The 24,154-nt window shown below is 55.3% G+C and carries 17 protein-coding genes and 2 pseudogenes; 6 read left to right on the top strand and 13 right to left on the bottom strand.

From position 1 onward, the window contains the following. Positions 1 to 41: 41 nt before the first annotated feature. Together BIND_RS12995 and BIND_RS22340 are read right to left on the bottom strand one after the other, a co-directional pair. Positions 42 to 1,082, bottom strand: a complete 1,041-nt coding sequence (locus BIND_RS12995; RefSeq protein WP_012385524.1) for a cytochrome-c peroxidase — start codon at positions 1,080 to 1,082, stop codon at positions 42 to 44. A 617-nt stretch (positions 1,083 to 1,699) separates the two neighbouring features. Continuing rightward, positions 1,700 to 1,798, bottom strand: a pseudogene (locus BIND_RS22340) (IS481 family transposase); the annotation flags it as partial. Positions 1,799 to 1,882: 84 nt separating this feature from the next. On the opposite strand from BIND_RS22340, the gene BIND_RS12985 reads away from it, so the two are divergent. Then, positions 1,883 to 2,923, top strand: a complete 1,041-nt coding sequence (locus BIND_RS12985; protein WP_012385523.1) for an IS110 family RNA-guided transposase — start codon at positions 1,883 to 1,885, stop codon at positions 2,921 to 2,923. 147 nt (positions 2,924 to 3,070) lie between these two features. On the opposite strand, the gene BIND_RS12980 is transcribed toward BIND_RS12985, so the two are convergent. From BIND_RS12980 to BIND_RS12945, 7 genes are all read right to left on the bottom strand, one after another. After that, positions 3,071 to 3,256, bottom strand: a complete 186-nt coding sequence (locus BIND_RS12980; protein ID WP_041778085.1) for a hypothetical protein — start codon at positions 3,254 to 3,256, stop codon at positions 3,071 to 3,073. A gap of 110 nt (positions 3,257 to 3,366) precedes the next feature. Beyond that, on the bottom strand, positions 3,367 to 4,446 hold the full coding sequence (locus BIND_RS12975; RefSeq protein WP_012385522.1) for an aldo/keto reductase: 1,080 nt from the start codon (positions 4,444 to 4,446) through the stop codon (positions 3,367 to 3,369). 17 nt (positions 4,447 to 4,463) lie between these two features. After that, complete coding sequence (locus BIND_RS12970; protein WP_012385521.1) at positions 4,464 to 5,807, bottom strand: LLM class flavin-dependent oxidoreductase; 1,344 nt, start codon at positions 5,805 to 5,807, stop codon at positions 4,464 to 4,466. A gap of 560 nt (positions 5,808 to 6,367) precedes the next feature. Further along, a complete protein-coding gene (locus BIND_RS12965) occupies positions 6,368 to 6,838 on the bottom strand; it encodes a beta/alpha barrel domain-containing protein (RefSeq protein WP_050763985.1) in 471 nt (156 codons plus the stop codon). Between the two features lie 185 nt (positions 6,839 to 7,023). After that, positions 7,024 to 7,497, bottom strand: coding sequence for a GFA family protein (locus BIND_RS12960; RefSeq protein WP_012385520.1), 474 nt, complete (start codon positions 7,495 to 7,497; stop codon positions 7,024 to 7,026). A 104-nt stretch (positions 7,498 to 7,601) separates the two neighbouring features. After that, positions 7,602 to 8,468 (bottom strand): alpha/beta fold hydrolase, encoded by an 867-nt coding sequence (locus BIND_RS12955; RefSeq protein WP_012385519.1) that lies wholly within the window; start codon positions 8,466 to 8,468, stop codon positions 7,602 to 7,604. Positions 8,469 to 8,855: 387 nt separating this feature from the next. Further along, positions 8,856 to 9,434: a TetR/AcrR family transcriptional regulator gene (locus tag BIND_RS12945; RefSeq protein WP_012385518.1), complete on the bottom strand. Its 579-nt coding sequence runs from the start codon at positions 9,432 to 9,434 to the stop codon at positions 8,856 to 8,858. A gap of 97 nt (positions 9,435 to 9,531) precedes the next feature. Between BIND_RS12945 and BIND_RS12940 the strand changes: the two genes are divergently transcribed. The 5 genes from BIND_RS12940 (at position 9,532) to BIND_RS12920 (ending at position 16,361) form a co-directional block, all read left to right on the top strand. Beyond that, a complete protein-coding gene (locus tag BIND_RS12940; RefSeq protein ID WP_012385517.1) occupies positions 9,532 to 10,647 on the top strand; it encodes an efflux RND transporter periplasmic adaptor subunit in 1,116 nt (371 codons plus the stop codon). Beyond that, a complete protein-coding gene (locus tag BIND_RS12935; protein WP_012385516.1) occupies positions 10,647 to 13,763 on the top strand; it encodes an efflux RND transporter permease subunit in 3,117 nt (1,038 codons plus the stop codon). Before BIND_RS12940 ends, BIND_RS12935 begins: the two co-directional genes overlap by 1 nt. 22 nt (positions 13,764 to 13,785) lie before the next feature. Further along, entirely contained in the window at positions 13,786 to 15,069 is a 1,284-nt protein-coding gene (gene fabF, locus BIND_RS12930) for a beta-ketoacyl-ACP synthase II (RefSeq protein WP_012385515.1), read from the top strand. A 221-nt stretch (positions 15,070 to 15,290) separates the two neighbouring features. Next, positions 15,291 to 15,626 carry a hypothetical protein gene (locus tag BIND_RS12925; protein ID WP_012385514.1) on the top strand — a complete coding sequence of 112 codons (336 nt, stop codon included), beginning with the start codon at positions 15,291 to 15,293 and terminating at the stop codon, positions 15,624 to 15,626. Between the two features lie 162 nt (positions 15,627 to 15,788). Beyond that, entirely contained in the window at positions 15,789 to 16,361 is a 573-nt protein-coding gene (locus BIND_RS12920) for a TetR/AcrR family transcriptional regulator (RefSeq protein WP_012385513.1), read from the top strand. A gap of 184 nt (positions 16,362 to 16,545) precedes the next feature. Here BIND_RS12920 and BIND_RS12915 read toward each other — a convergent pair. The 4 genes and pseudogenes from BIND_RS12915 to BIND_RS12900 all read right to left on the bottom strand — a co-directional run. Continuing rightward, positions 16,546 to 17,010: pseudogene (locus BIND_RS12915) on the bottom strand (transposase family protein); the annotation flags it as partial. Between the two features lie 85 nt (positions 17,011 to 17,095). Then, on the bottom strand, positions 17,096 to 18,463 hold the full coding sequence (locus BIND_RS12910) for an LLM class flavin-dependent oxidoreductase (protein WP_012385511.1): 1,368 nt from the start codon (positions 18,461 to 18,463) through the stop codon (positions 17,096 to 17,098). A gap of 272 nt (positions 18,464 to 18,735) precedes the next feature. Then, entirely contained in the window at positions 18,736 to 21,096 is a 2,361-nt protein-coding gene (locus BIND_RS12905; RefSeq protein ID WP_050763981.1) for a TonB-dependent receptor, read from the bottom strand. Positions 21,097 to 21,422: 326 nt separating this feature from the next. Next, positions 21,423 to 23,945 carry a TonB-dependent receptor gene (locus tag BIND_RS12900; RefSeq protein WP_244395885.1) on the bottom strand — a complete coding sequence of 841 codons (2,523 nt, stop codon included), beginning with the start codon at positions 23,943 to 23,945 and terminating at the stop codon, positions 21,423 to 21,425. Between the last annotated feature and the right edge of the window lie 209 nt (positions 23,946 to 24,154).

Below are 24,154 nucleotides of genomic sequence, written 5' to 3'. Positions count from 1 at the left end.
GCACAGTGAAAAGCAATCCGACAACGGGAGCAAATACCTGGCTAAGGAACGGGGCGGGGCGTCGTTGTAACTGTCGGCGGCAGGTCGGGTGCGGGGACGAAGGGAGGCCGGCCCGTAAGGGAATTCAGGAAAGCAACGATCTGATTGGCTTCCGTATCGGTCAATTGTACCCCGAGCTGAACGTCACTCATGATCTTGACGGCTTGCCGCAGATCCCAGACCTGACCGCTGTGGAAATAGGGAGCCGTCAAGGCGATATTCCGCAGCGTCGGAACCTTGAAGACATAATTATCGCTTACCGAATGCGTGATCGCGCCACGTCCGAGATCATCCGGGGGCCGAATGTCCGAGGAAGGCGCTTTCACCACACCGAAACGATCATAGGTCCCACCACCAATATTGACGCCATTATGACAATTGGAACAGCCCTTGTCGACGAAGAGCCGCAAACCTTCTTTCTGGTCTTGAGTCAAAGCCCGGTCATCGCCGCGCAACCAGCGATCGAAAGGTGCATCGGGGGTGGTGAGAATGGTCTCGAATACGGCTATGGCCTTCTCGACATTGTCGAAGGTGATGACATCGTCCCGATCCGGAAAAGCGGCTTTGAACGCATCGACATAGCCAGGAATACCTTTCAGGACATCCACGGTCTTCTGCTCTGTCGACCCCATTTCCACCGGGTTCTGGATCGGCCCTCCAGCCTGCTGGGCGAGATCAGCGGCACGTCCATCCCAGAACTGGACGAAATTATAGACCGAATTCAGAACCGTCGGTGCATTCCGACCGCCTTGCTGCCAGGCTGTACCCAAAGAGCGCGAGCGATTATCCGTGCCGGCGAGGCTCAGATTATGACAACTCGCGCAGCTTATGGAATGACTGACCGAAAGGCGCGGATCGAAAAACAGCATTTCGCCCAATGCCAGTTTTTGCGGCGTCGTCGGATTGCCGGGCAAATTGGGCGGTTCGTGGGGGATAACAGCGAACTTGTCTTTGACGTGATTGCGTAAAGGATCCGCCGTAAGTGTCGTACTTGAAAACAATAAGGCTACGATCGACATGTATGTTAGGAAACGTATTTGCATTAACTCTTCCTACTCATCATCGCGCGAAACGGATTGGACATACTGTCTGTAGTATAATCTAAAGAAACATTAGCTAATTTTATGTTTATTTTTATAAATACATTAAAAAGAAAATTGTTATGCTGTTATTCACTAAATAATTCGTGGCTTTATGTGTCTTTTTTACTTTACGACAGATCCAACTAAAGGCATATGCTCTATTAGATAGCTGTGATATAAGGCTTGTCTGACGATGTAGACTTATTTAATGATTCATATAATATGCCAGCCACATCAAATTCAGCCGCATTGCATCCGTATGTTATACCTTCATGGAAGCCATCTCGCTGTGCGCAATGTCATAGACAAGTTTCCAGCTGTAAGAGAACTGCCATGTCATAACGATGAGAATCATGAAGGTGGAACCAGCACGTTATAGAGGTCAAACATCATCGCTTGTCACTGACATAACGACTTATTCGCAATATATAATGAACTTAGCTTACATCTACCTGAACACGAGCTTGTGTCATCCGCCTGTACCAGAAGAAATAGCCGCCGGCCGCGATAATGAGCGCGACAAGGCCTGGAAGAATATCAGAGCGGCGGGGTTGCGTTGAGGTTAGGGCTTGCATGCAACCGGTTGGGAGATCGGTGACAGTCTTCCGCATTTTCCACTTGGCGACAGTCTTCTGATTGATGCCATAGCGCTTGGCGAGCGCTCTCAGGCTCTCTTGATGGGATGGACGGTGCCCGCTTCCGCACCATCCGGGAAGGTGTGCCAATATGGCAACTCCCGAACAACCGTAAAGGAGTCTCCCATGGGCAAGATTGCCGCTGATCTCAACACCATTACGACCGTTGGATTTGATCTCGCAAAACACGTCTTTCAGGTCCATGCAATCGATGCAGAGGGCCGAGTCGTCATAACTAAAGCAATCCGACGAAAGGACGTCTTGAAGTTTTTTGCAGATTTGCCTCGCTGCGTCGTGGGTTTGGAGGCATGTGGCTCGGCCCATCACTGGGCACGGGAACTGATCAGGCTTGGCCATGATGCCCGTCTGATGCCACCAGCCTATGTAAAGGCCTACGTGCGCCGTCAAAAGAATGATGCTGCTGATGCGGCGGCGATTTGCGAAGCGGTAACGAGACCGTCCATGCGCTTCGTCCCCGTACGATCCGTCGAAAACCAAGCCACACTTATGCACCATAAGGTGCGGGAGCTTCTGGTCGGGCAACGAACACAGCTCCTTAATGCCCTAAGAGGACATCTGTCCGAGATCGGCATAATCGTCGCGCAGGGACTGAACAATGCGCGTGCGCTCGCAAGCCTCATCATTGAAGAGAACGACATAGTTCCTGCCATTGTGCGCTCAGCCTTGGAGCCATTGGTCCGGCAACTGGTTCAGCTTGATGAAGAGATCGGGCAAAGTGACCGCGCGATCCTCGCCATTGCCAGGTCCGATGGAATGGCTCGCCGCCTGATGACGGTTCCAGGAATAGGCCCCATCACCGCCTCGGCTTTCGCAGCGAGCGTACAGGATGTCTCGGCTTTTTCGGGTCCGCGCGAGTTTGCTGCGTTCCTTGGCCTTACCCCAAGGCAAGCGTCCTCTGGTGGAAAGGAGCGTTTGGGGCGGGTTTCCAAAATGGGCAACCGATATTTACGGAAGTTGCTTGTGGTCGGAGCACATGCTGTTCTCTACCATCGCCGGTCCAGCACCGATGCACTGAGAACCTGGGCAGATAGATTGTTGGACACCAAGCCCTTTAAGCTTGTCGCCGTGGCCATTGCGAACAAGCTTGCCCGCATCGCTTTCGCGATCATGCGCGGCGAGGCAAGTTATGGGAAAATGCCAGCCTGAAAGGAAGCAAACGCTTTTCTTCAGCGTAAACCTGAAGATGAAAGATCCGGGGTGCTCGTGAGGTGATGGGAAGCGAACGAGGATAGGCCTTGAAAACCTGCAAAATAGTCGGAGCCCTGAGCTCGATCTCTTGATCAGGAATAAAGGTCAGCGGAAACCATCAGGGCCCAGCGATAACCGCAGCAAAGAGGCCGGAGACATGACCGCATCTCCAACGATCGCATTGCCGAAAGAAATCCCTTGATCGGCGGGCACCGTCCAGACATGACTATTTTGTATCGCTCGACGGACCGCCTCCGTCGTGGTGGCGCACCCGTGCAGAACTTGTCCCATAGCGCATCCTTCCAGTCTCGGGATAAGAATGCACCATCAAAGCCCGGGATCAAACATCTAAGGTTCTCCGTTCCCGAAGAAAAAGGAGGGTAATCCCCCTCCTCTCATCTTCACGCCGCGACGACGAGTTTCGCGGGTCTATTGATGACACCGCGTTCGAATTGCGGCGGTTCGCCGATAAAGGGAATACGCCCCTCTATAGGATGGCCGGGATCATTATAGCCGGGCGTCGATGTATGCCCCGGCGCGACGAGACCCTCGACCAGGGCTTCGTCTTCTGGGGTAAAGGCATAGTCGAGCGCCTGGACATAGAGATCCCATTGCTCCTCCGTGCGCGGGCCGGCGATAGCAGCGGTAATGAGTTTATTGTTCAAGACCCAGCCCAGCGCGAAAGCCGCCGGTGGTATACGGCGCTGTTCGAGATAATGCTTGATCTGTTGCGCGATGAGCAAAGATTCTGGGCGCCATTCCGTTTCCAGAATGCGGCGATCCTGACGCCCGGCCCGTGACTCCGGCGAAGGTGCAGCCGTCGGATCATATTTGCCGGTCAAGACACCACGCGCCAGCGGGCTATAGGATACGACGCCAAGTCCGTAGAAGGCCGCGGCCGGCAATTGTTCCGTCTCCGCGTTGCGACCGACCAGATTATAGAGCGGTTGGCTGGCGATTGGCCGGTCGATATTGAGCTGGTCGGCGAGATGCGCGATCTCCGCGATGCGCCAGCCGCGGAAATTCGAGACGGCGAAATAGCGGATCTTGCCCTGGCGAATGAGATCAGCGACAGCCCGCACGGCCTCGCCCAAGGGCTCGTCGAAACTCGCGCGGTGGAAATAGAGAATATCGATATAATCGGTCCGCAGACGTCTGAGGCTGTTCTCGACCGCCTCGAAAATCCATTTCCGCGAAGATCCGCTTTGGTTGACGCTATTTTCGGTCCCGACCGGATTGGTGAATTTGGTGGCGATCGTATAACGGTCGCGATTACCATGCACCGCCTGGCCAACGACTTCCTCCGAGCGGCCGGCATTATAGACATCCGCTGTATCGAGAAAATTGAAGCCTTGTGCAAAGGCCTTGTGAATGATGCGCAAGGATGTCGCTTCATCCGTCTGGCCGCCAAACATCATCGTACCGAGACTGAGTTTGGGAACTTTCAGGCCACTACGGCCGAGATAGCGATAATCTGGCATGATTTTCTCCAGTGAAGTCAGGCGCTCGCGCGCACGGGAGTTGCGAAAAGGCTTTCGGGACGTGGCAATCCATAATGATCACGCAGGGTCGTCCCCTCGTAATGGTCGCGGAAGAGCCCACGTTTGCGCAGCAGCGGCACGACTTCACACGCAAAGACGTCGAAACCACCGGGCAACCAGGGAGGCATGACATTGAAACCATCCGCAGCGCCATTTTCGAACCAGAGTTGGATCTCGTCGGCGATCTGCTCCGGCGTCCCCGCCTTGACATAATGGCCGCGTCCACCGGCAAGACGCTGAATGAGCTGGCGTATCGTTGGATTCTCGCGATCGATAATATCGGCCACGAGCTGAAACCGGCTCGCGACGCCGATAGCGCCATCACGATCGAGAAGATGACGCGGGAAGGGACCATCGAGATCGAAAGAGGACAGATCGATTCCGAGCATGCGGTTGAGTTGCGTCAGCGAATAATCCGGCTGGATCAAAGCATCAAATTCCTCTTCGAGCCGGCGCGCCTCGGCTTCCGTACTGCCGATAAAAGGACTGATGCCGGGCAGAATCTTCACATGATCCGGATGACGGCCAAAAGCCGCTGCGCGTTTCTTGATGTCGGCATAAAAATTCCGAGCGCTCTCAATCGTTTGATGTGCGGTGAAGATCGCTTCCGCATATTGCGCCGCGAAAAGCCGGCCATCCTCGGATGAGCCAGCTTGGACGTAGACAGGCCTGCCCTGCGGCGAGCGCGGGATATTGAGCGGTCCCTTCACGCGAAAATGCCGGCCGATATGATCGACAAAATGGATCTTGCTTGTATCAGCAAAGAGACCGGAAGCCTGGTCCGCCGCCACGGCATCATCTTCCCAACTATCCCAGAGCTTAGTGATGAGTTCAACAAATTCCCTGCCGCGCTCATAACGCTCGGTATGCGCTGGATGTTCGGAGAGGCCGAAATTCTGCGCCGCCTGCCCCGCCGATGTCGTGACGATATTCCAGCCTGCACGCCCCCGGCTCAGATGATCGAGCGAGGCAAACAGGCGCGCAAGATTATAGGGTTCGAAATAAGTGGTCGAAGCCGTCGCAATCAAACCGATCGATCGGGTAACGCCAGCGATCGCCGCAAGCCAAGTGATCGGTTCGACACGAAAGCGCGAAGCATAGCGGATATTGTCAGCGAGGACCGGCCCATCCGCAAAGAACAGGGAATCGAAGGTCGCTTCCTCCGCGCGTTTCGCGAGATCTTGATAGAAGGCAATATCGAGAAGATCATCAGGCGATGAATTTGGATGACGCCACGCAGCTTCATGATGTCCACCTGGATAGATGAACAAATTGAGGGTTAATTGACGTTTTGCACTCATGGCAATTCCCTCTTGCGAAGATATGACACATGACATGAATGAATTCATGAACCAGAGCGCACCAAACATGTGAGCGTGTAATTACGCGCCCGTCCGGCTTCGAGCACGGCGACTTCATGCGCCATCGCGTAAATGACGGCCATTTCGTAAGTGATGAGAATAATGGTGATAGCGAGATCGCGATTGATCGCTGCCAGCAGGCACAGGATCGCAGCGGTGGTTCAGGATCGAGCGCGGAAGCCGCCTCATCGCAGTGGAGCACGTTGGGCCCTATCGCGAGTGTCGTGTAAGTCTTGTTGACGCTCGCGAAGCGGATCAGTGCGTCTCGGATCGCAACTTTCCCCTCGATCTTGTGGCAATCGCGCTGAAGAAAGACAAGAGCATTCATCAGAAAGCCTTGGATCAAGACGGAGAGAGCTCATATCGATGCGGAACTGGACAAACTAAACCGCATGAGACAGATTAAAACATATATTTTATAGATTTTATATAAAGTCAAGCAAAGCCCTCGTGGCGCGGCCGACGCATCAGAATGAGTATGGATTATTGCCGCTCTCCGATTAATGGCCGTCCAACAGATGAGCGCTGCTATAAGCTTCGATGAGTTGAATGTAATTGGCACGTTCATAGGCGCCGGTTTCGCGGATTCGGCTCCAGCTCATGACGCCGCGCATTTTGTTGGGTGAATCGATGCCGCGCGCGTCGAGCCAGGCAGTGAGGCCGTCGAGCAGGGTACGAACATAGCCGGGACCGTGGCGCAGCAAGGCCGATGTCGTCATGACGACATCTGCTCCCGCGAGCAGATATTTGATGATCTGGTCGGCTGTCTCCACGCCAGTCGATGCGGCCAGAGAGCAATGAACGCGCCCCGACAAGATAGCGGTCCACAAAAGCGGCAGCCGCATTTCCGAAGGCTGGCTGAGTTCCAGCTCCCGTGAAAGCTGCATGCGGATGAGATCGATATCCGGCTCGATGAAGCGGTTGAAGATGACGAGACCATTTGCGCCGGCCTCGACCATTTGCGCGGCCATATGGCCCACAGAGCTGAAGAGATCATCATCTTCATGATCTCCGGCGTCATAGCGGCGATCAGCAGCATCCTACTATCCTCTCTCGTCTGTCCTCGCTCAGATCAACGCAGGTACCGACTACGAGCTCGACGCGATCGCCCGTCACCCATGAAGAAAATCATCACCAGCGGCTAGGCGTTCAGTTCCTAAAGCGCATGCACAATCATTTTTGCTAGCGCCCGCAGGCTGTCGAAATAACCTTCGTGTTTAGCGATCCCATCGTTTATATCTTTAAAGCGATGTTCGTAGAACAAGTGCCCCTCTGGCAACGGAAGCGCTTCTTTTTGATCAATGCAAGCTACCCTGATGAACAATAGGATATTGTAGTTTCCGAAACCCCACGTTTCGATGAATGGTTTTTCGCATTTTCTGCAGCGGCCACGTCTGAGATTTGGCGGTGGGAATCCGAACCGTTTGTATTTCTGATAGAAGATTTGGTCTTCGTTCCTCAACACAGCTTGTGAAGCCGGAAGGACCATTACGTCAGAATAAGTGTCGCCGGTGAACGCCTGACAGATCGTACAGTGGCAATTGAGGCGAACCCTGGGGGCCTGTTTCGCTTCCACGACACATGTTCCGCACTCACAAGAAGCGCGCATTACGGTTGGATTATTCGCCATGACTTCTCCTATCCTCATGCTTCAATTAACGCGCGATTTGCGCGAGCCAAGTGAGTCGGTTCCCAATGTATCCGGTCTAGATCGGCCCAAATGAGAGGACGACTTCAGTTTTCTGCAGCCGCACCTATCAGGATTTTCGCGACTTGATCGGGATGTTCCAGAGATGCGAAGTGTCCGGTTCTGGCCAGCGTGAGCATTTGGCTTCCCGGCACGAGCCGAGCTACCGCTTCCCGCTCCGCAGGCTTGGACCAGTCGTGATCACCATAAACGAGGGTTACTGGCGCGCTTATGCGGCCATAGACCTTCCGGGCAGCGATGAAGCTGTTCAGAGCGTGGAGGTAGGCCGTCTCAACCCCTGGATATCCAGCTCTGTGCCCGCTTCTGATGAGCTCTTTGACGAAATCCTTTGGAAGCATTTTCGGATCATAGAAGCCGCCGCGGAGGATTCCGCTCAAGATCAACTCGTTCTCCAGTTTAGACACCATCAATCCAATCCCGGGAATGCGCATCATCTTGATCACCACCGACGCGAGGATGTTCGCCCTTTCGACGCCCTGCGGATAGTCATATGTGTTGAGTGCGACGACGCGCTTGACTCTGGACCCGAGCTCGGCGGCGATGCTCAGCGCGAGGGTGGCACCCATCGATTCTCCGGCGACAGTGAGATCCGTCAGGGCGAGCTTTTCGATGAATTCGACCATGTCTCGACGAATGGCAGGTTCCTCGTAATGGACCCCAGGCCGGATGTCAGACCAGCCGAGGCCAGGCAGATCGACGGCATAGACTGTGAACCGGTCGGTTAATAATGGGATCAGCCGCTGAAAGTAATCGAGTTGCGTCCGCAGTGTGTGCATAAGGACAAGCGGTGAACCTGTTCCGGACCTGAGATATCGCAGACGTCGATTGGACGAGAGCGAGATGTAGTCGATTTGGGCCGCGTCTGCCCATGTCTCGGTATAGTCGGATGTCATGGTTGTTCTCCTTGCGCTTCAATAACTGAAGCAGGTGAAAAGATGTCTTCGGAGATCCCAGCGGGGCGATCTGCGGTGAAGGGCTTCACCCTGAAGCAAGATCGCATGAAGCGCTGGGTGAGAGACCAGAGCAGGCAAGGCGCTCATGGCTGTTTCGCCAATCAAGATGTAAGCTATCGGTCCAAAGAACGCTGCCAAGAACACTGGATGTGTGGGCGAGATGACAGTGAGTACGGCGATGAGCACTGTCAGTTGCTCATCCCAGGCCTCGAAAGAACAACATTTTGGGCATCTACATCCTGGCTTGCGACCCCACTTGAAATACAGAAATTCGAACTTGGAGTAGCATCCGGTATCGAATTTCTGATGAGGACCGTTTCTTCAAAATCAGTCTGTAACGATGTGCTGGATCTCTTCCTGCGCCGAATCAAGAAAGTCTTTCGACAAAGTTTCATCGCTTACGATGCGCGACAACAGGAGGGCACCGACCATCGTCGCAAGCACAGCCATGGATTTCTTACGCGGATTCTCGCCGTCAGCCACGGGCATATAGCGGTCCAAAATCTCAAGATGCGCCCTGATGCCGGCCTCGAATGCGGCCTTCACTTCAGATCCATGCCGTCCAACATCCGAACCGAGCGCGACGAGCGGGCAGCCATCCTCCAGCGCATCACGATGTTCCAGATTGAGATAGAAACCGATCAACGCCGCGAAGGGATGCTCCTGATCCTTCTCAGCAATAGCAGACCATTGCTCGAGCTTTGTCTGGATCGCGCGCGTGCAGGCCTGCGCCACCAAATCTTCCTTGCTCTCGAACTGCTTATAAAAGCCCCCTTGCGTTAGCCCAGCCCCCTTCATGAGATCGTTGAGGCCGATTCCATCTAAGCCCCTCTCTCGGAAAAGTCGGCTCGCCACATCAATCACCTTCTGACGGTTTTCGGCCGCCTGCGCACGGCTGACCCTCATTTTTATCCTCGCTAATTAGATTGCACTCACAATCTATGCCTGATATAGATTGTGAGTGCAATCTATTTTTATGCCTCAATGACCGAGGTACCCCGCCATGAAACATACACGTCTCCTTTTAGGTCTTGGTTCCGGCGCCGTCATTCTGGCCGCGGCTGGCGCGGCGACCTTCTCCTTTGCCTCAGGGTCAGCGCATCCGTCCGTTGACAACGATCCCCGAACGGCATCACCACTCGTCAAAGTCACCGAAACCGTGCATGCCGGCCTCTCCCAACGTGGCTTCACCGGGACGATTGCCGCGCGGGTGCAAAGCAATCTCGGTTTTCGCGTGCCCGGCAAGATCATCGAGCGTCTCGTGGATACCGGCCAGCAGGTGAAAGCTGGACAACCCCTCATGCGGATCGACGAGAACGATCTGCACCTCGCCATGGTGGCCAAGCAAAACGCTGTTGCCGCCGCGCGCGCTGCCTTGATTCAGGTGAGCGCCGACGAGAAGCGATATGCCTCCCTGGTCGCGACCGGCTATACGCCAAGGCAGCGCTACGAAATTGCAAAGGCCGCCCTGGATACGACGACGGCGCAACTTGCTGCGGCGGAGGCAGAAGCGCGGGTTGCGGAAAACGAGGCAACCTATTCGGTCCTGAAAGCAGATGCCGACGGGACAGTGATGGAGACATTGGGGGAACCGGGACAGGTCGTCGCCGCCGGGCAGACCGTGGTGCGGCTTGCTCATGCGGGACCTCGCGAGGCCATTGTCGCTCTTCCCGAAACCATGCACCCGGCGATCGGCACGACGGCGGAAGCAAGTATCTATGGCACAGGGCAGCGGCGCTGGTCAGCGCGGCTACGGCAATTGTCCGACACGGCCGATCCACAGACGCGCACCTATGAAGCGCGCTATGTGCTCGAGGGTGACGCTGCCCTGGCTCCGCTCGGAGCGACCGTCACGATCAGAGTAGCGAATGACGGAAATGCGCCCGGAGTCGAAGTGCCCGTGGGGGCTGTCTTCGATGATGGCAACAAGATCGGAGTCTGGGTCGTGGATCAAGCTTCATCCACCGTCCGCTTCAAGCCGATCACCATTCACCGGCTGGGCGAGGAAACCGCCGTGGTCTCCGGGCTTCAGGCTGGGGAGTCGATTGTGTCCCTTGGCGCTCATCTGCTGCATGACGGCGACAGCATCAGGACCTCTGTCGAGAAGGAGGGTTATTGATGAGCTTCAATCTTTCCGCCGTCGCCGTACGTGAGCGAGCCGTCACCTTGTTCTTCATTATGCTTCTCGCGAGCGCCGGCGCCTTGGCTTTTGTCCTGCTTGGACGCGCGGAAGACCCTGCCTTTACCGTCAAGACCCTGACGGTCACCACCGTGTGGCCAGGTGCGACCGCTCGCGAAATGCAGGAGCTCGTTGCCGAACCGCTCGAAAAGCGGATCCAGGAACTGACTTGGTACGACCGTGTCGAGACGATGACACGGCCAGGCTACGCCTTTCTGACGGTCACGCTCAAGGACAGTACGCCCCCTTCTGAGGTTCAGGAGGAATTCTATCAGGCGCGCAAGAAACTTGGCGACGAAGCGCGCAATCTTCCTCCCGGTGTCTTTGGTCCCTACGTCAACGACGAATATTCGGACGTGGCCTTTGCTCTTTATGCGCTGAAGGCCAAGGGCATGCCAATGCGCGAACTCGTGCGTCAGGCAGAGGTCATCCGCCAGGATCTTCTGCATGTCCCCGGCGTCAAGAAGATCAACATCCTCGGCGAGCGCCCCGAACAGATCTTCGTCGAGTTTTCCTATGCGAAGCTGGCAACGCTCGGCGTGTCGGCACAGGATATTTCCTCGGCCTTGCAGCGTCAGAACAATGTCACACCGGCGGGCTCGATCGATACGCGCGGCCCGCAAGTTTTTATCCGCCTTGACGGTGCCTACGATAGCCTCCAGACGATCGCGGATACGCCGATCGTTGCCGGCGGACGGACGCTGAAACTTTCCGATATCGCGGAAATCCGTCGCGGATACGAGGACCCGCCCACCTTCCTTATCCGTCATGAAGGCGAACCGGCCATCATGCTTTCGGTCGTCATGCAGGCGGGCTGGAACGGTCTCGACCTTGGTAAAGCGCTTGAGAACCGATCAGCGGCTATCGCGCGGACGCTTCCTCTCGGCATGACCCTCGCCAAGGTGACCGACCAGGCCGTGAACATCGCCTCGGCGGTCGGCGAATTCATGCTGAAATTTGTCATGGCGCTTGGCGTGGTCTTACTGGTCAGCTTGGTGAGCCTCGGTTGGCGTGTCGGCATCGTCGTGGCAGCAGCGGTCCCCCTGACACTTGCCGTCGTCTTCCTCATCATGCTGGAAACTGGCCGCTTCTTCGACCGCATCACGCTCGGTGCCCTCATTCTCGCGCTCGGCCTGCTTGTGGACGATGCCATCATCGCCATCGAGGTCATGCTCGTGAAGATGGAAGAGGGCATGGATCGCATCAAGGCGGCGGCCTATGCTTGGAGCCACACGGCGGCTCCGATGCTGTCTGGCACGCTCGTGACCGTGGCCGGGTTCCTGCCCGTCGGCTTCGCCCGTTCGACCGCCGGCGAATATGCGGGCAACATCTTCTGGGTCGTCGGCTTCGCTCTGATCGTCTCCTGGCTGGTGGCGGTGATTTTCACGCCCTATCTCGGCGTCAAGATGCTGCCGACGATCAAGCCGATCGAGGGCGGTCACCAGGCGATCTACGACACGCCGAATTATCGGCGGCTGCGGAAGCTCATCACCTTCACCGTCCGTTACAAAATCTTGACCTGTGTTGCCGTCGGCATTGCTTTCCTGTCGGCTGTCGTCGGGATGGGTGCCCTCAAGCAGCAATTCTTCCCGACCTCCGACCGGCCAGAAGTGCTCGTCGAAGTCCGCCTGCCGGAAGGGACCAGTATCGAAACGACCACCAATGCTGTCGAGAAGATCGAACGCTGGCTGCAACAGCAGACCGAAGCGAAGATCGTCACGAGCTATATCGGCCAAGGCGCGCCCCGTTTCTTTCTGGCAATGTCACCGGAATTGCCGGATCCCTCCTTTGCGAAGATCGTCGTGCTCACGACGGATGCCGAGGCGCGCGAGGACCTGAAACACCGGCTGCGTGAAGCTGTGTCGGATGGGCTCGCGCCTGAAGCCTATGTACGCGTCACGCAACTCGTGTTCGGACCCTACACGCCATTTCCCGTCGAATTCCGCCTCATGGGGCCCGATCCGGCCAAGCTGTATGACATCTCTGAAAAAGCCCTTGAGATCATGCGTAATGTTCCAGACGTAAGGCTGGCCAACCGCGACTGGGGCAACCGCGCGCCCGTGCTCCGCTTCATTCCGGATCAGGATCGGTTGAATCTCATCGGTCTCTCGCCAGCCGAGGCCGCACAGCAACTCCAGTTCCTTCTCACCGGGGTCACCGTCACGCAGGTCCGGGAAAACATTCGCAACGTGGCTGTCGTCGCCCGCAGCGCCGGCGGCGAGCGCCTGGATCCGGCCAAGCTGGCGGATTTCTCGCTGACAAGCCGCGGCGGCCATCGCATTCCGCTCGACCAGATCGGCCATTCGGAAATCCGGCAGGAAGAGCCGATCATGAAGCGGCGGGACAGGATACCCACGATCACGATCCGCTCGGACATCAATGAAGCGACCCAGCCTCCTGAAATCTCCAAGCAGATCATGACGGCGCTCCAGCCGCTGATCGCTACCCTGCCAGCCGGCTATAGCATCGAGATGGGCGGCTCCATCGAGGAGGCGACCAAGGCCAACATTGCGCTCGGGAAAGTCTTCCCAGCCATGCTCGCCGCCATGTTGATCTTCATCATGTTGCAGGTCCGTTCATTCTCGACCATGGCGATGGTGATGTTGACGGGCCCCCTCGGTCTCGTCGGCGTGGTCCCGATGCTGCTGATCTTCAACCAGCCTTTCGGTTTCAACGCCATCCTGGGTCTTATCGGACTCGCCGGCATCCTGATGCGCAACACGCTGATCCTGACCGAACAGATCAAGGAAAATCAGGCTGCGGGTCTCGACGACTATCACGCCGTTATTGAAGCCACCGTGCAGCGCACGCGGCCCGTCATGCTGACGGCGCTGGCCGCAGTGCTCGCCTTCATTCCGCTCACCCATTCCGTATTCTGGGGCTCGATGGCCTACACGCTGATTGGCGGTACTGCAGTTGGTACTGTGTTGATTCTGCTGTTCTTACCTGCGCTGTACGTCGCATGGTTCCGGATCAAGCCAAGCGCAGCGGCACAATTTCACGCGGGGCAAGCCGTCGCCGGAGTGCCCAGCCATCACGCGATGGCTGCTGAATAAAAACAAAAAATCGAGGCGACCAATGAGACGTATTGTTATCACAGGCATGGGCGCAGTCAGCCCCCTCGCTGCCGGTGTGGAGGCAAGCTGGTCACGGCTTCTGGCAGGCCAGTCCGGTATTCGGTGCCTGCCGAAAGAAATCGTAGCGGACCTTCCGGTCAAGATCGGTGGGATGGTCCCGTCGCATACAGACGACACGGCTGGTTTGGACCCTCATGCCGTCGTTCTGCCGAAGGAACAACGGAAGATGGACCGCTTCATCCTTTTCGGCCTTGCGGCCGCGAAGGAAGCGCTGGCGCAAGCGGGCTGGGAGCCCCGCTCGGCCGAAGAGCAGCAGCGGACCGCGACCATCATTGCCTCCGGCATCGGTGGTTTTCCGGCGATCACCGAGGCCGTGCGAACAGTGGAGCGGCATGGTGTGAGGCGGCTCTCCCCCTTCACGATCCCGTCGTTCCTCGTAAACCTCGCGGCCGGGCATATTTCGATCCGCTTCGGTTTCAAGGGACCAATCGGGGCGCCAGTGACGGCTTGCGCGGCCGGTGTGCAGGCGATCGGCGACGCTGCGCGACTCATTCGCGGAGGGGAAGCCGATGTTGCTGTCTGCGGTGGCACTGAAGCTTGCATCGATAGCGTCAGTCTCGGCGGCTTCGCCGCGGCGCGTGCTCTGGCGACCCGTTTCAATGACATGCCCGCGCAGGCCTCTCGGCCGTTCGATATCTCGCGCGATGGCTTCGTCATGGGCGAAGGCGCCGGCATTTTGGTGATTGAAGCGCTTGATCATGCCCTCGCGCGCAAGGCGCTGCCATTGGCCGAATTGGTCGGTTACGGGACGACCGCTGATGCCTACCACATCACATCCGGACCAGAGGATGGAGAAGGGGCGCAACGGGCCATGCAACAGGCGATCGCTCAGGCTGGGATCTCCCCATCGGACATTCAACATTTGAACGCCCATGCAACCTCGACGCAACTGGGCGACAAGAGTGAGATGGCCGCGATCAAATCCGTTTTTGGAGCAGATGGTGGAATTGCGGTCAGCAGCACAAAATCAGCAACTGGACATCTGCTAGGAGCGGCTGGCGGACTGGAGGCCATCTTCACGATTCTGGCGCTCCGGAATCAAATCGCTCCACCCACACTCAATTTAGATGCACCAGATCCGGTGGGCGCGGGAATCGACTTCGTGGCGAATAAAGCCCGGCCGATGCGTATGGATTACGCTATCTCCAATGGCTTTGGCTTTGGAGGCGTCAACGCCAGCACCCTGTTCTGTCGATATGGACTTCACCCCTTGGGTCGACACTGATCAGGCAGAAATGCAGTCGGTACTACGTGGCTCCGCCTTCTCATCGCGATGCATGCCCAGCAATGGCTTGATGTATTTGATCCCAATGATGTCCCGTAACCAGACTTCGAGGTCTCTAAAATTCTGCATCAGGCAGAACCCGCTTGACAATATCAATATGACCGGTCATATTAATATTCAGAACGAAGCGTCCCGCTTCGTCACAAAGAAGGATTTCGACCATGAACTACCCCCGCTCTATTCTTCTCGTCTCTTCTCTCTTCATTGCCACCGCAGCGCCCCAGATCGCCACGGCGCAGGAGCATTATGATGCGCTGGCTGTACGCGCCGCTGAACTGGGTGGTAAGATTTTCATCCGTTCCCCGCGCAGCGATTCCGGCGAGTTCATCGTGGATGGACGCCATAGCTCGAACACCGATGCGGTGAGCGAGGGCCGGTCTGCCCATTCTGCCACACGGCAGGGTCGCGAACGGGCTGACGCAGCAAGAGAAAGGGCATTGCGCTATTTCGCGCATGTGGATGATTATTCGTCTGTCTATGATAAATGGTCCCAGTGATCTCTTGGATCAGGGATCACCCGCTCACGAAAAGCTCACGGACTGCATCGAGAACAGTGAAGCAAACATTGCATCGGAAAAAGGCGCCTGACTGATGCTTGATCATCCCGAAAAATGCTTCTATTTAATATGACCAGTCAGATAAATAAGGAAGGAAGCGGGATGGCTCGACCCAGTCTGCGTGAAAAGATCATCGACGCGGCCCTGGAATGTTTTCATGAGCAAGGTTTCCTTGGATGCAGCGTCCAGGACATCACCGACGCCGCCGGTGCACCCAAGGGATCATTCTACAATCATTTCAAAACCAAAGAGGCTCTGGCTCTCGAAGTGTTGCAGCGTTATGTCGACGCAGTTCGTGTCGGTATGCTCTTCGAGGGTGATAGGCCACCACTCGAGCGATTGCGCGCGCATTTCGAATATCTCATAGAGCGAAATAAGGATTTGGATTTTGCGCGCGGATGCATGATCGCCAATTTTACTTCGGAAATGGCAGACCATTATCCAGATATGCGCACCGCCTTGGATCACGCCATGACGCGATGGAGCACCGCCATCACCTCCCTATTGCGTCAGGCGCAAATCGACGGAAAGCTCTCGCAGGCCAAGGACCCTGAACGTCTGGCGCGTTTCATGATCTGTGCTTGGCAGGGCACTCTCATGCGTGCACGAATCGCCAAAATCCACCAACCTTTCGATGATTTTTTTGCCCTGATCTTCGAGGATCTGCTGGCGTGATGAGCGATTCAGGCGCATCGTAAATTTTGTATACGAACACATGGAAGCGTTTGTGTCCGTGGTTTTATGCTTTGCTAGTTGTTTAGTCCCGGCATGTGATGGAGCGGATTGAGTTTGAATCGATTTTGGTCCTCTGTCCAGATTTTGCAGATGAACTCGTAGGGGGCAGGCCTTTCAGGGTCTTGATGGCGACATAGAGATAAAGCTTGCCCTCGGCGGTCTGGACTTCGGCGATATCGATGTGGAAGAAGCCGATCGGATAGGTCTTGAACTTTTGCTTCGCGGGCTTGCCGTCTTCGACATCAGGCAGCCGGCTGATGCCGTGGCGCTGCAGGCAGCGGTGCAGCGATGATCGCGTCAGGTGCGGGATTGTGGCCTGCAGAGCGTAAAGGCAATCATCGAGCGGCAGCAGGGTGTGCTTGCGGAAGGCGACGATGATCGCCTCGTCTTCAATCGAGAGGACGGTCGACTTGGCATCTTTCGGGCCGGTTGGGAGATCGGTGACAGTCTTCCGCATTTTCCACTTGGCGACAGTCTTCTGATTGATGCCATAGCGCTTGGCGAGCGCTCTCAGGCTCTCTTGACTATTTTGTATCGCTCGACGGACCGCCTCCGTCGTGGTGGCGCACCCGTGCAGAACTTGTCCCATAGCGCATCCTTCCAGTCTCGGGATAAGAATGCACCATCAAAGCCCGGGATCAAACACCTAGCATCAAATCCAAAGCCGGCCGCTTTTATGAAGCGGCTCGATGCAGATGATCCACCCCCTTGGTGAGTGGTGTTTCGTAAATACTCGCAGGGCGGGGCAAACCATAATGGTCGCGTAGCGTCTTTCCGCTATATTCGCGACGGGACAGACCACGACGTTGCAGGATGGGGATCACATGATCGACGAAGGCCTCAAGGCCCGAGGGGAAGATGTCGCACATGATATTGAACCCGTCGGCCGCTCTGCCCTTGAACCATTCCTCCATCGTATCGGCAACCTGCTCGGGAGAACCGACGACGCGCCTGTGCCCGACACCGTGATCGATCAATTCCCGAACGGTCATCGTCCTATCCTTGGCTAAAGCGAGAATCGCATCGGCAAATCCGTGTGAGCGAGGATGCAGCGAGAGCCTGTTCAAATGTTCGGCGGGGAAAGGCCGGTCGATCTCAATCTCTTCCGGTTCAAGACCCACGCGATTGGCGAAAAGCCGCAACAGACGTTGGTCGCTCAGTCCCGCCAATTCATCGAGTTCTTTTTTGCGTGCCTTGGCCTCCGCCTCGGTTCCGCCGATGATCAGGGACAGACCGGGGAGAACAGCGATCGAATCCGGATCGCGGCCAAAACGACGCGCGCGTTCCTTGATATCGGCATAATAAGTTCGGCCTTCGTCGATCAAATGTGAGGCGCTGAATATGGCATCGGCATAGCGGGCCGCGAGATCGCGACCTTGGTGCGAGCCGCCGGCCTGAACGAGCAAAGGTCGTCCCTGTGGGGAACGCGGCACCTGCAACGGCCCGGCCACGGAAAAATTCGGTCCGACATGGTTGATCTTATGGATGCGGCTCATATCCGCGAAGATACCTGTCGTTTGATCCGCGACGAGTGCGAGATCTTCCCAGCTATCCCATAAAGCAATGGCGACATCCGCGAATTCTGCGGCGCGTGTATAGCGATCATCGCGAACAGGTAATATTGACAGTCCGAAATTGGAGGCTGCCTCATCGGCCATCGTCGTGACGAGGTTCAAGCCGATCCGTCCGCGTGTAACATGATCGAGCGAAGCAAACGTCCGCGCTATATTGTAGGGATGGTTGAACGTGGTCGAGGCGGTCGCGATAAAGCCGATCCATTGGGTGACAGCAGCCATGGCGCCGACGGTTACGACCGGATCCATGATGCCCCATCCAGGCCCCGATCCGATATCCGGCGCCATGGAGACTTGATCGGCGAGGAAGACGGCATCCAGAAGACCGCGCTCGGCGATACGGGCCGCTTGTTGATAATGATCGACATCCACGAAACCAAAGCGATGACCTTCTGGAGCTCTCCAGGCGCCAGGATGCGATCCGGACGTGATCACGTTGACATTGATGCGAAGCTGCCTTTCGCTCATTTCGTCATTCCGTCTGTGTTTCGTGAACTGCTTATGGGCCAGCAGGTCTCCGTTGCTAGCCGAGCCAGGAATAGCTTCTTCAGTATAATAAATTATTTATATAGTATTTATAGGATTTTCTCATGTCAAGTTTCGGATGGATCGTAAGTCATTGCTGACACAGCTCTTGCTGAGTCTGACTGGTTAAGGTGTAGCCCGCGCAATGACGGGACGGAGGCTTTGCATGAGTCGCGTGATGGGCAATCGCTCGATCAAGTCCAATAGGCTTTTGCTTAAAATTTGCCGGCCAATGTCAAGCCGGCCATGATGGGATCGCCAACACTGCCGCCAACAATTCCCGCACCTGGATAAAGCGCTGCTGATAATGTCGTGAAATAATGTTTGTTCAACGCGTTATGCACCCAGCCGGTAAAATTCCAACTGTCGTCGTTAGCTCGGAGACCGGCATGCAGATTCAGGAGACCGTAACCGTTTATAACACTGTAGAGTGAATCGTCAGGATTTGAATAGAATTTGCTCTGATAGGAAAAGTCTGCGCCGATGAAGGTCGTCACTGGCTTGCCGAGTGTCTCGATTGTTTCATCGAACGTGTGGCTATATTCACCGCCGACCGTAAAGGTCCAGCGCGAGACAAGAGACAGAGGTTTACCTGTCATATCACAATAGGGGTTTGCCGCCGTCTGTTGGTTGGTCTGTTCGAACGGACAAGGCCCGTTCTTGAAATCCGTAAACCGAGCATCGTTGTAAACGCCCGCGAAGATAAAGTTCAAATCTTCGGTCGGCTTGGCGCGAATATCGACTTCCACGCCGCGGGCGCGCGCCGCATTGGCATTGGCGAGATAATTTGTTGTCGTTCCGAGTGAGGTAAGAGCCGCGATAGAGGTGATATAATTGCGATTTACCATGACAAAGGCGGCAACATTGGCAATTACGCGCTGGTCAAAAAATGAACTCTTTAAGCCGATCTCATAATTGTCGAGGGTTTCTGGCTTGATCGTCAACGGGGCTCCAGTCGGCAGAAATTGTGTGGATATATTAGGACCGCCGGGCCGTCCGCCATGGGAATAAAGCGCATAACCGAGAAGATCGGGTGCGAAATGATAAGCGGCTGAAGCAAGGCCTGAAACCAAGCCTTGATGCGTCGTCGTGCCGTAGGAAAAAAATGGATTGGTCAGCGAATAGGCTGGGCCGCCGAGCGCTTGCCGCATATTGACTGCGGCATTTTGTTGGACCCCAGTCAAACCAGAAAGATCGGCACCTTTGGTGACACCCCAGGTTGAGCCTTCTCTTTCCGTATAGGAATAGCGTAGGCCGGTCGTGATATCGAGTTCCGGTGTCGCGTGCCATACAGACTGGATAAAGGGTGCGATCTGATTGGTAAAATTATGTGCAAAACTCATTGTCGTGAGGCCGTTCAGGGCCAAATCGTCTACTTGGCCGAGAAATGCTGGATTACCGAACCAGCTTCCCGCCTGTGTCCCATATTGCCGGTTGCCCCAGGTTCTTAAGCCCTCATAATAATAGAAGAGACCGGCAGTTGCTTCGGCGGCTTGCCCTTTTGGTGTCGCAATCTTGAGTTCTTCCTGGATCGACTTCACACGTGGGGAGCCGTTCGTGTGATAATTGGTTGCGATATCGATGACCTGACTCGTGCGCCAATCCGGGTAATAATCATAGCCACGAAAGGCGGAGAGCGAGGAGAAAGTGTACCCATTGAAATTATAAGTGACTTCGGCAGAGGCACCATAGCCCATGACTGCCTCCGAGACGTAACCACTGATATCGCTCTCATAGGTCGCGAGCTGATTGGGGGTGGGTGTATAGTTGAAGCGAGCGGCGCGTGTATAGAAATTATTGGCCACGGGCGCCCCATTTACATAATTGGTCACGGCGCTATTGAAGAGATTGATACAGCATTGCTGTGTCGCACGTGAAAAGTCGAAGATCATGCGGACGCTGAGATCGTTGTCAGGTTGCAGCAGGACTTGCGCGCGCACGCTCTTGTCATGCCACGAGTTGAACCGATGACTGAAATCATGGACATCAGGAATATACCCTTCTCGGTCGACATTGAGGTAACCGACGCTGAATGCGGCTTTGTCGCTTCCCCCGATTGGCCCAGAAATGCTGGCTCTTAAACGAGCGAAATTATAGCTGCCATAGGAAAATTCGAGTTTCTGCTCGGGAGTGAAAGTCGGTGCAGCTGTAGTCATGAGGACCACGCCACCTGTGCTATCCCATCCGCCAGAAGTCGATTGCGGACCTTTCAGGACTTCGACACCGTTGAGTCCGACAATATCCATCGTCGAGGCTCCGGGGCGCGGTAGATAGACTCCGTCGAGGTAAATAGGAACGCCACCGAAAACACCGAGAAGCTGACTATAACTGGCGTTGCCGAACCCGCGTATGTTATAAGTCAGATTCTGAATATTGAGTGCTTTGAATTGTAAACTTGGTTGAAATCTTTGCGCTTGTACCAGGTTGGTAATTTGGTTTGCCTCAAGTCTCTGCTGTGTCACGATAGAAGATGCCCCCGCTGTGGATTGACGCGCGGTTGCTTGCACCTCGGAAAGCGACGGGGCTGTGACAACGACATCCTGAACGACGGAAGAATCCGTGGCTGTTTGTGCCATAGCCGAACGTGGGATGATGGAAAGTGGCAATGCGGTAAGGCAGATCGATAAAATCCTAGTGGGTGTCACCGTGCCAAGTCTCCATCGAAGAATACATATTGTAGCGCCGCTCCTTACACTGGAGAGCTTTTGGATCGTCATGATCATCCGCGGTAACGCATTGCTCGGCGTAACCCGTTAATTGTTACGAGTGAACTATATATCTATAATAATGATGGAATCTCGATCGAAGCCTGACTTTGGCGCGGGATCTTGCCATCGACATGGTATTACGCCCGGCAGAGGATCGAGCGAAAACCACTCACGATTTGGGTGACTCCACCGTCTTACCAAAGTGTCATCATGACTGTCGCGCCGAAGAAGCGCGGTCCCAATGTGGAAATGCCGACCTGCGTCGAGGCGTTCGCATTACCATAAGCCCAGGAGGTGAAAGGCAAGGCGTTGAACAGGTTCTTGCCCCATAGGGTCAGGCTATATTTATTGTCCTCCGTGCGCAGACCTATGCCGGCATTGACGATCGAATAAGGTGCTTGCCAATATTGGACATAAGAGACGGGGCTGGTCAATTGTGTCTTATAAAACCAATCGACATTGCCATAACTGTAACCGACCAGAGAGGCATTCGCCCAATCGCCGAGTTCGACATGGAACGCGTCTCCGAGATCACGGAGTAATGCACCCACTGGATGTTCGTAATTGTAGCCGATCGAAAACGACCACCAGGGTATGCCCGTGAGCCGGGTATTCGACAGAGACACAATCGCCGGCCCACCGGAGAAGGCGAAATCGGGTGGCGCCGGAGAATTGGGATAGCTGATATAGCGCGCTTCGGTATAAGCGCCCGTGGCGTGAAAATTCAATTCCTCGTTAATAGCCAGACGTTCGACGAATTCGATGCCACGCAGCCGGACGTGAGGCACGTTGGCGAGAAAAGCGACGTTTGTGACTACGCCAGCCGGGCTCGTGAAGGTTTGGTTGGAACTCGCTTGGAAGTTATAAAGATCGTTCCAATAGAGATTGACGTTGGAAATCCATTTGTCGTCGAAAAAGCTCGTCTTGACGCCAATTTCGTAATCCCAGGACGTTTCTGGCTTATTGAACATCGGGGTGAAGCCGTTGAATTGTCCATTGATGTAAATCGGAACGTCTTGCGTATTCACCGCCGAGACTTTGTCGCCACGGCCAATAAGGCCCCACAGCCGGATGTTGTCATTGATCTTGATTTCCGGATTGACGATTCCGGTGACGGCATTGTGATATTTGGTAAAACCGCCTGTATCGGCCGAACCGTAACTACCGGCCTGGATAAGCGCCGCCTCTTGCTGTGCATGAGAGAACGGCGTCCCTTCAATGAACATCGGGTAAAATGTATCTGATCCATAGCGGATATCGTAGCTGTCACGTAATCCGAAGGTTAGTGCGAAACTTGGATCGAAATGGATGGTCGTTTGCCCGTAGGCGGCAATTTGAAAATCCCGCGCATTGTTGTGCCATCTAGTATAAAGTCCAGGCATGGCCGCAGGATTATTCAGCCAAGCGGCAGAATCCCAGCCAAAATAGGTATGATGCATTTTATCCCAGGCATTTTCGAAGACGGAATAAAGGCCGGCTTTCCATTCTACCGGCTGATCCGTGGGAGACGAGAGCCTCACTTCCTGAGAAACCTGCCACAAATAGGTATTCATGCCGCCCATGCCCTCGGCGCCGAAGCCAAGGGTGGTATTTTGTACACCTTGGAAGCCATTATTCTCAAAGGAACCATAGCCTCCGGCCGAAATGACGGTCAGGGTGTTTTGGCCGATCTGCCAGTTCAATTCGTTCGATAATGTATATGTGTGCGTCGGATCACGGCCCATCCGTGTCGCATAAGGCGCATAAGGATTGGTCGTCAGGGCCTGCTTTCCGAGCTTGGTTTGCATATTCTGGAAAAATGTTGCCGTGGGCCTCGTGCCATTGGCATAGATCAGACTCGTGTCACCGACCGTGCCCAAAAGATAATCGTCATGTTCATTGGAGGCATTGAAATTGAAGATGAGGCGATCGGTCATTCCATCGCCGACACCAAGCAATTGTCCGCGAAAGCCAAGCCGGTTGTTATCGAGATAAGTCGTGCCCGTGCCCTGGTCGCGAATCCAGCCATCGCCCTTATCGACGTAGAAAGTAACGCGATAAGCCAGCCGGTCGTCGATGAGAGGCCCGGTGAAAACAAGGTTTTCAATGATATGATTATAATTCCCCACGGTGGTTTCGGCCGTGGCGCTGGGGACAAAGGATGGCAATTGCGTGCGGATGGAGATCGTGCCGACATTCGTATTGTGACCGCCGGCGGTGCCCGTCGGCCCGAGGATGAGTTCGATCGAGCTGAAATCAACCAAATTGCCCCATTGCCAGCCAGCGAACAACCAGCTCACGTTATCGACCATATAGCCGGTATCCGAAGGAGAGCCGGTTCCCGCCGAACCCGCGGCGATGCCAACGCCACGGATCGCCTGACGGGATTGACGTGGCTGGGCGATGTTCGGCCGGAAATTCGGAATGATTTGCTGCACATCCGTCAGGCGCCTGATCTGCTGCTGCTGAGCTTGTTTGCCTGTGACGACGTCACCTCCGCGCGGGGTCTTCATCATCACTTCCATCATCAAGGCTTCGCCGTCATCTTGCGCGGCTTGGCCGGTGACGACGACATCATCGACATGACCCGCATCCGATGCGCCGGTGGTCGATTGCGCGTTTGCCGGCGCAGCGTTATCCGCCGCCGGCTCCGAACCCATATGCATGCCTTTCATGCCTGCATGCGCGTCCTGGGCGTGCAGATCATGGGGGAGGGCCCCCAGTGCAATGCCCAGCATGAATGAGGTCGAAGATACTCCCGACAGGAGCCGCTTCCTGAGCCGCCGCGCTTCACAGTCCATAATCTTCCCGCTTCTTATCAACCTTGTTGATCGATCGGCCGATGCTTGGGTCCTCCCGGAAGAATTATGATTTAGTCATTAAATTCTATAAATTTAGTGTATTTATAAGCTTAAGCTTGTCAATAAGAATCTCTTGTCTTTCGCCT

This window comes from Beijerinckia indica subsp. indica ATCC 9039 (assembly GCF_000019845.1).
Classification (GTDB): domain Bacteria; phylum Pseudomonadota; class Alphaproteobacteria; order Rhizobiales; family Beijerinckiaceae; genus Beijerinckia; species Beijerinckia indica.
The sequence above is the reverse complement of the archived record's forward strand: the minus strand, read 5'-3'. Positions and strand labels throughout refer to the sequence as shown.

Bases quoted from the DNA above. Each gene is read 5' to 3' on its own strand.
- BIND_RS12925 (WP_012385514.1), top strand. From the start codon at position 15,291: ATGAACTACCCCCGCTCTATTCTTCTCGTCTCTTCTCTCTTCATTGCC.
- BIND_RS12935 (WP_012385516.1), top strand. From the start codon at position 10,647: ATGAGCTTCAATCTTTCCGCCGTCGCCGTACGTGAGCGAGCCGTCACC.
- BIND_RS12940 (WP_012385517.1), top strand. From the start codon at position 9,532: ATGAAACATACACGTCTCCTTTTAGGTCTTGGTTCCGGCGCCGTCATT.
- BIND_RS12920 (WP_012385513.1), top strand. From the start codon at position 15,789: ATGGCTCGACCCAGTCTGCGTGAAAAGATCATCGACGCGGCCCTGGAA.
- BIND_RS12955 (WP_012385519.1), bottom strand. From the start codon at position 8,468: ATGACATCCGACTATACCGAGACATGGGCAGACGCGGCCCAAATCGAC.
- BIND_RS12985 (WP_012385523.1), top strand. From the start codon at position 1,883: ATGGGCAAGATTGCCGCTGATCTCAACACCATTACGACCGTTGGATTT.
- BIND_RS12905 (WP_050763981.1), bottom strand. From the start codon at position 21,096: ATGGCACAAACAGCCACGGATTCTTCCGTCGTTCAGGATGTCGTTGTC.
- BIND_RS12970 (WP_012385521.1), bottom strand. From the start codon at position 5,807: ATGAGTGCAAAACGTCAATTAACCCTCAATTTGTTCATCTATCCAGGT.
- BIND_RS12995 (WP_012385524.1), bottom strand. From the start codon at position 1,082: ATGCAAATACGTTTCCTAACATACATGTCGATCGTAGCCTTATTGTTT.
- BIND_RS12980 (WP_041778085.1), bottom strand. From the start codon at position 3,256: ATGGGACAAGTTCTGCACGGGTGCGCCACCACGACGGAGGCGGTCCGT.
- BIND_RS12960 (WP_012385520.1), bottom strand. From the start codon at position 7,497: ATGGCGAATAATCCAACCGTAATGCGCGCTTCTTGTGAGTGCGGAACA.
- fabF (WP_012385515.1), top strand. From the start codon at position 13,786: ATGAGACGTATTGTTATCACAGGCATGGGCGCAGTCAGCCCCCTCGCT.
- BIND_RS12900 (WP_244395885.1), bottom strand. From the start codon at position 23,945: ATGCTGGGCATTGCACTGGGGGCCCTCCCCCATGATCTGCACGCCCAG.
- BIND_RS12975 (WP_012385522.1), bottom strand. From the start codon at position 4,446: ATGCCAGATTATCGCTATCTCGGCCGTAGTGGCCTGAAAGTTCCCAAA.
- BIND_RS12965 (WP_050763985.1), bottom strand. From the start codon at position 6,838: ATGGCCGCGCAAATGGTCGAGGCCGGCGCAAATGGTCTCGTCATCTTC.
- BIND_RS12945 (WP_012385518.1), bottom strand. From the start codon at position 9,434: ATGAGGGTCAGCCGTGCGCAGGCGGCCGAAAACCGTCAGAAGGTGATT.
- BIND_RS12910 (WP_012385511.1), bottom strand. From the start codon at position 18,463: ATGAGCGAAAGGCAGCTTCGCATCAATGTCAACGTGATCACGTCCGGA.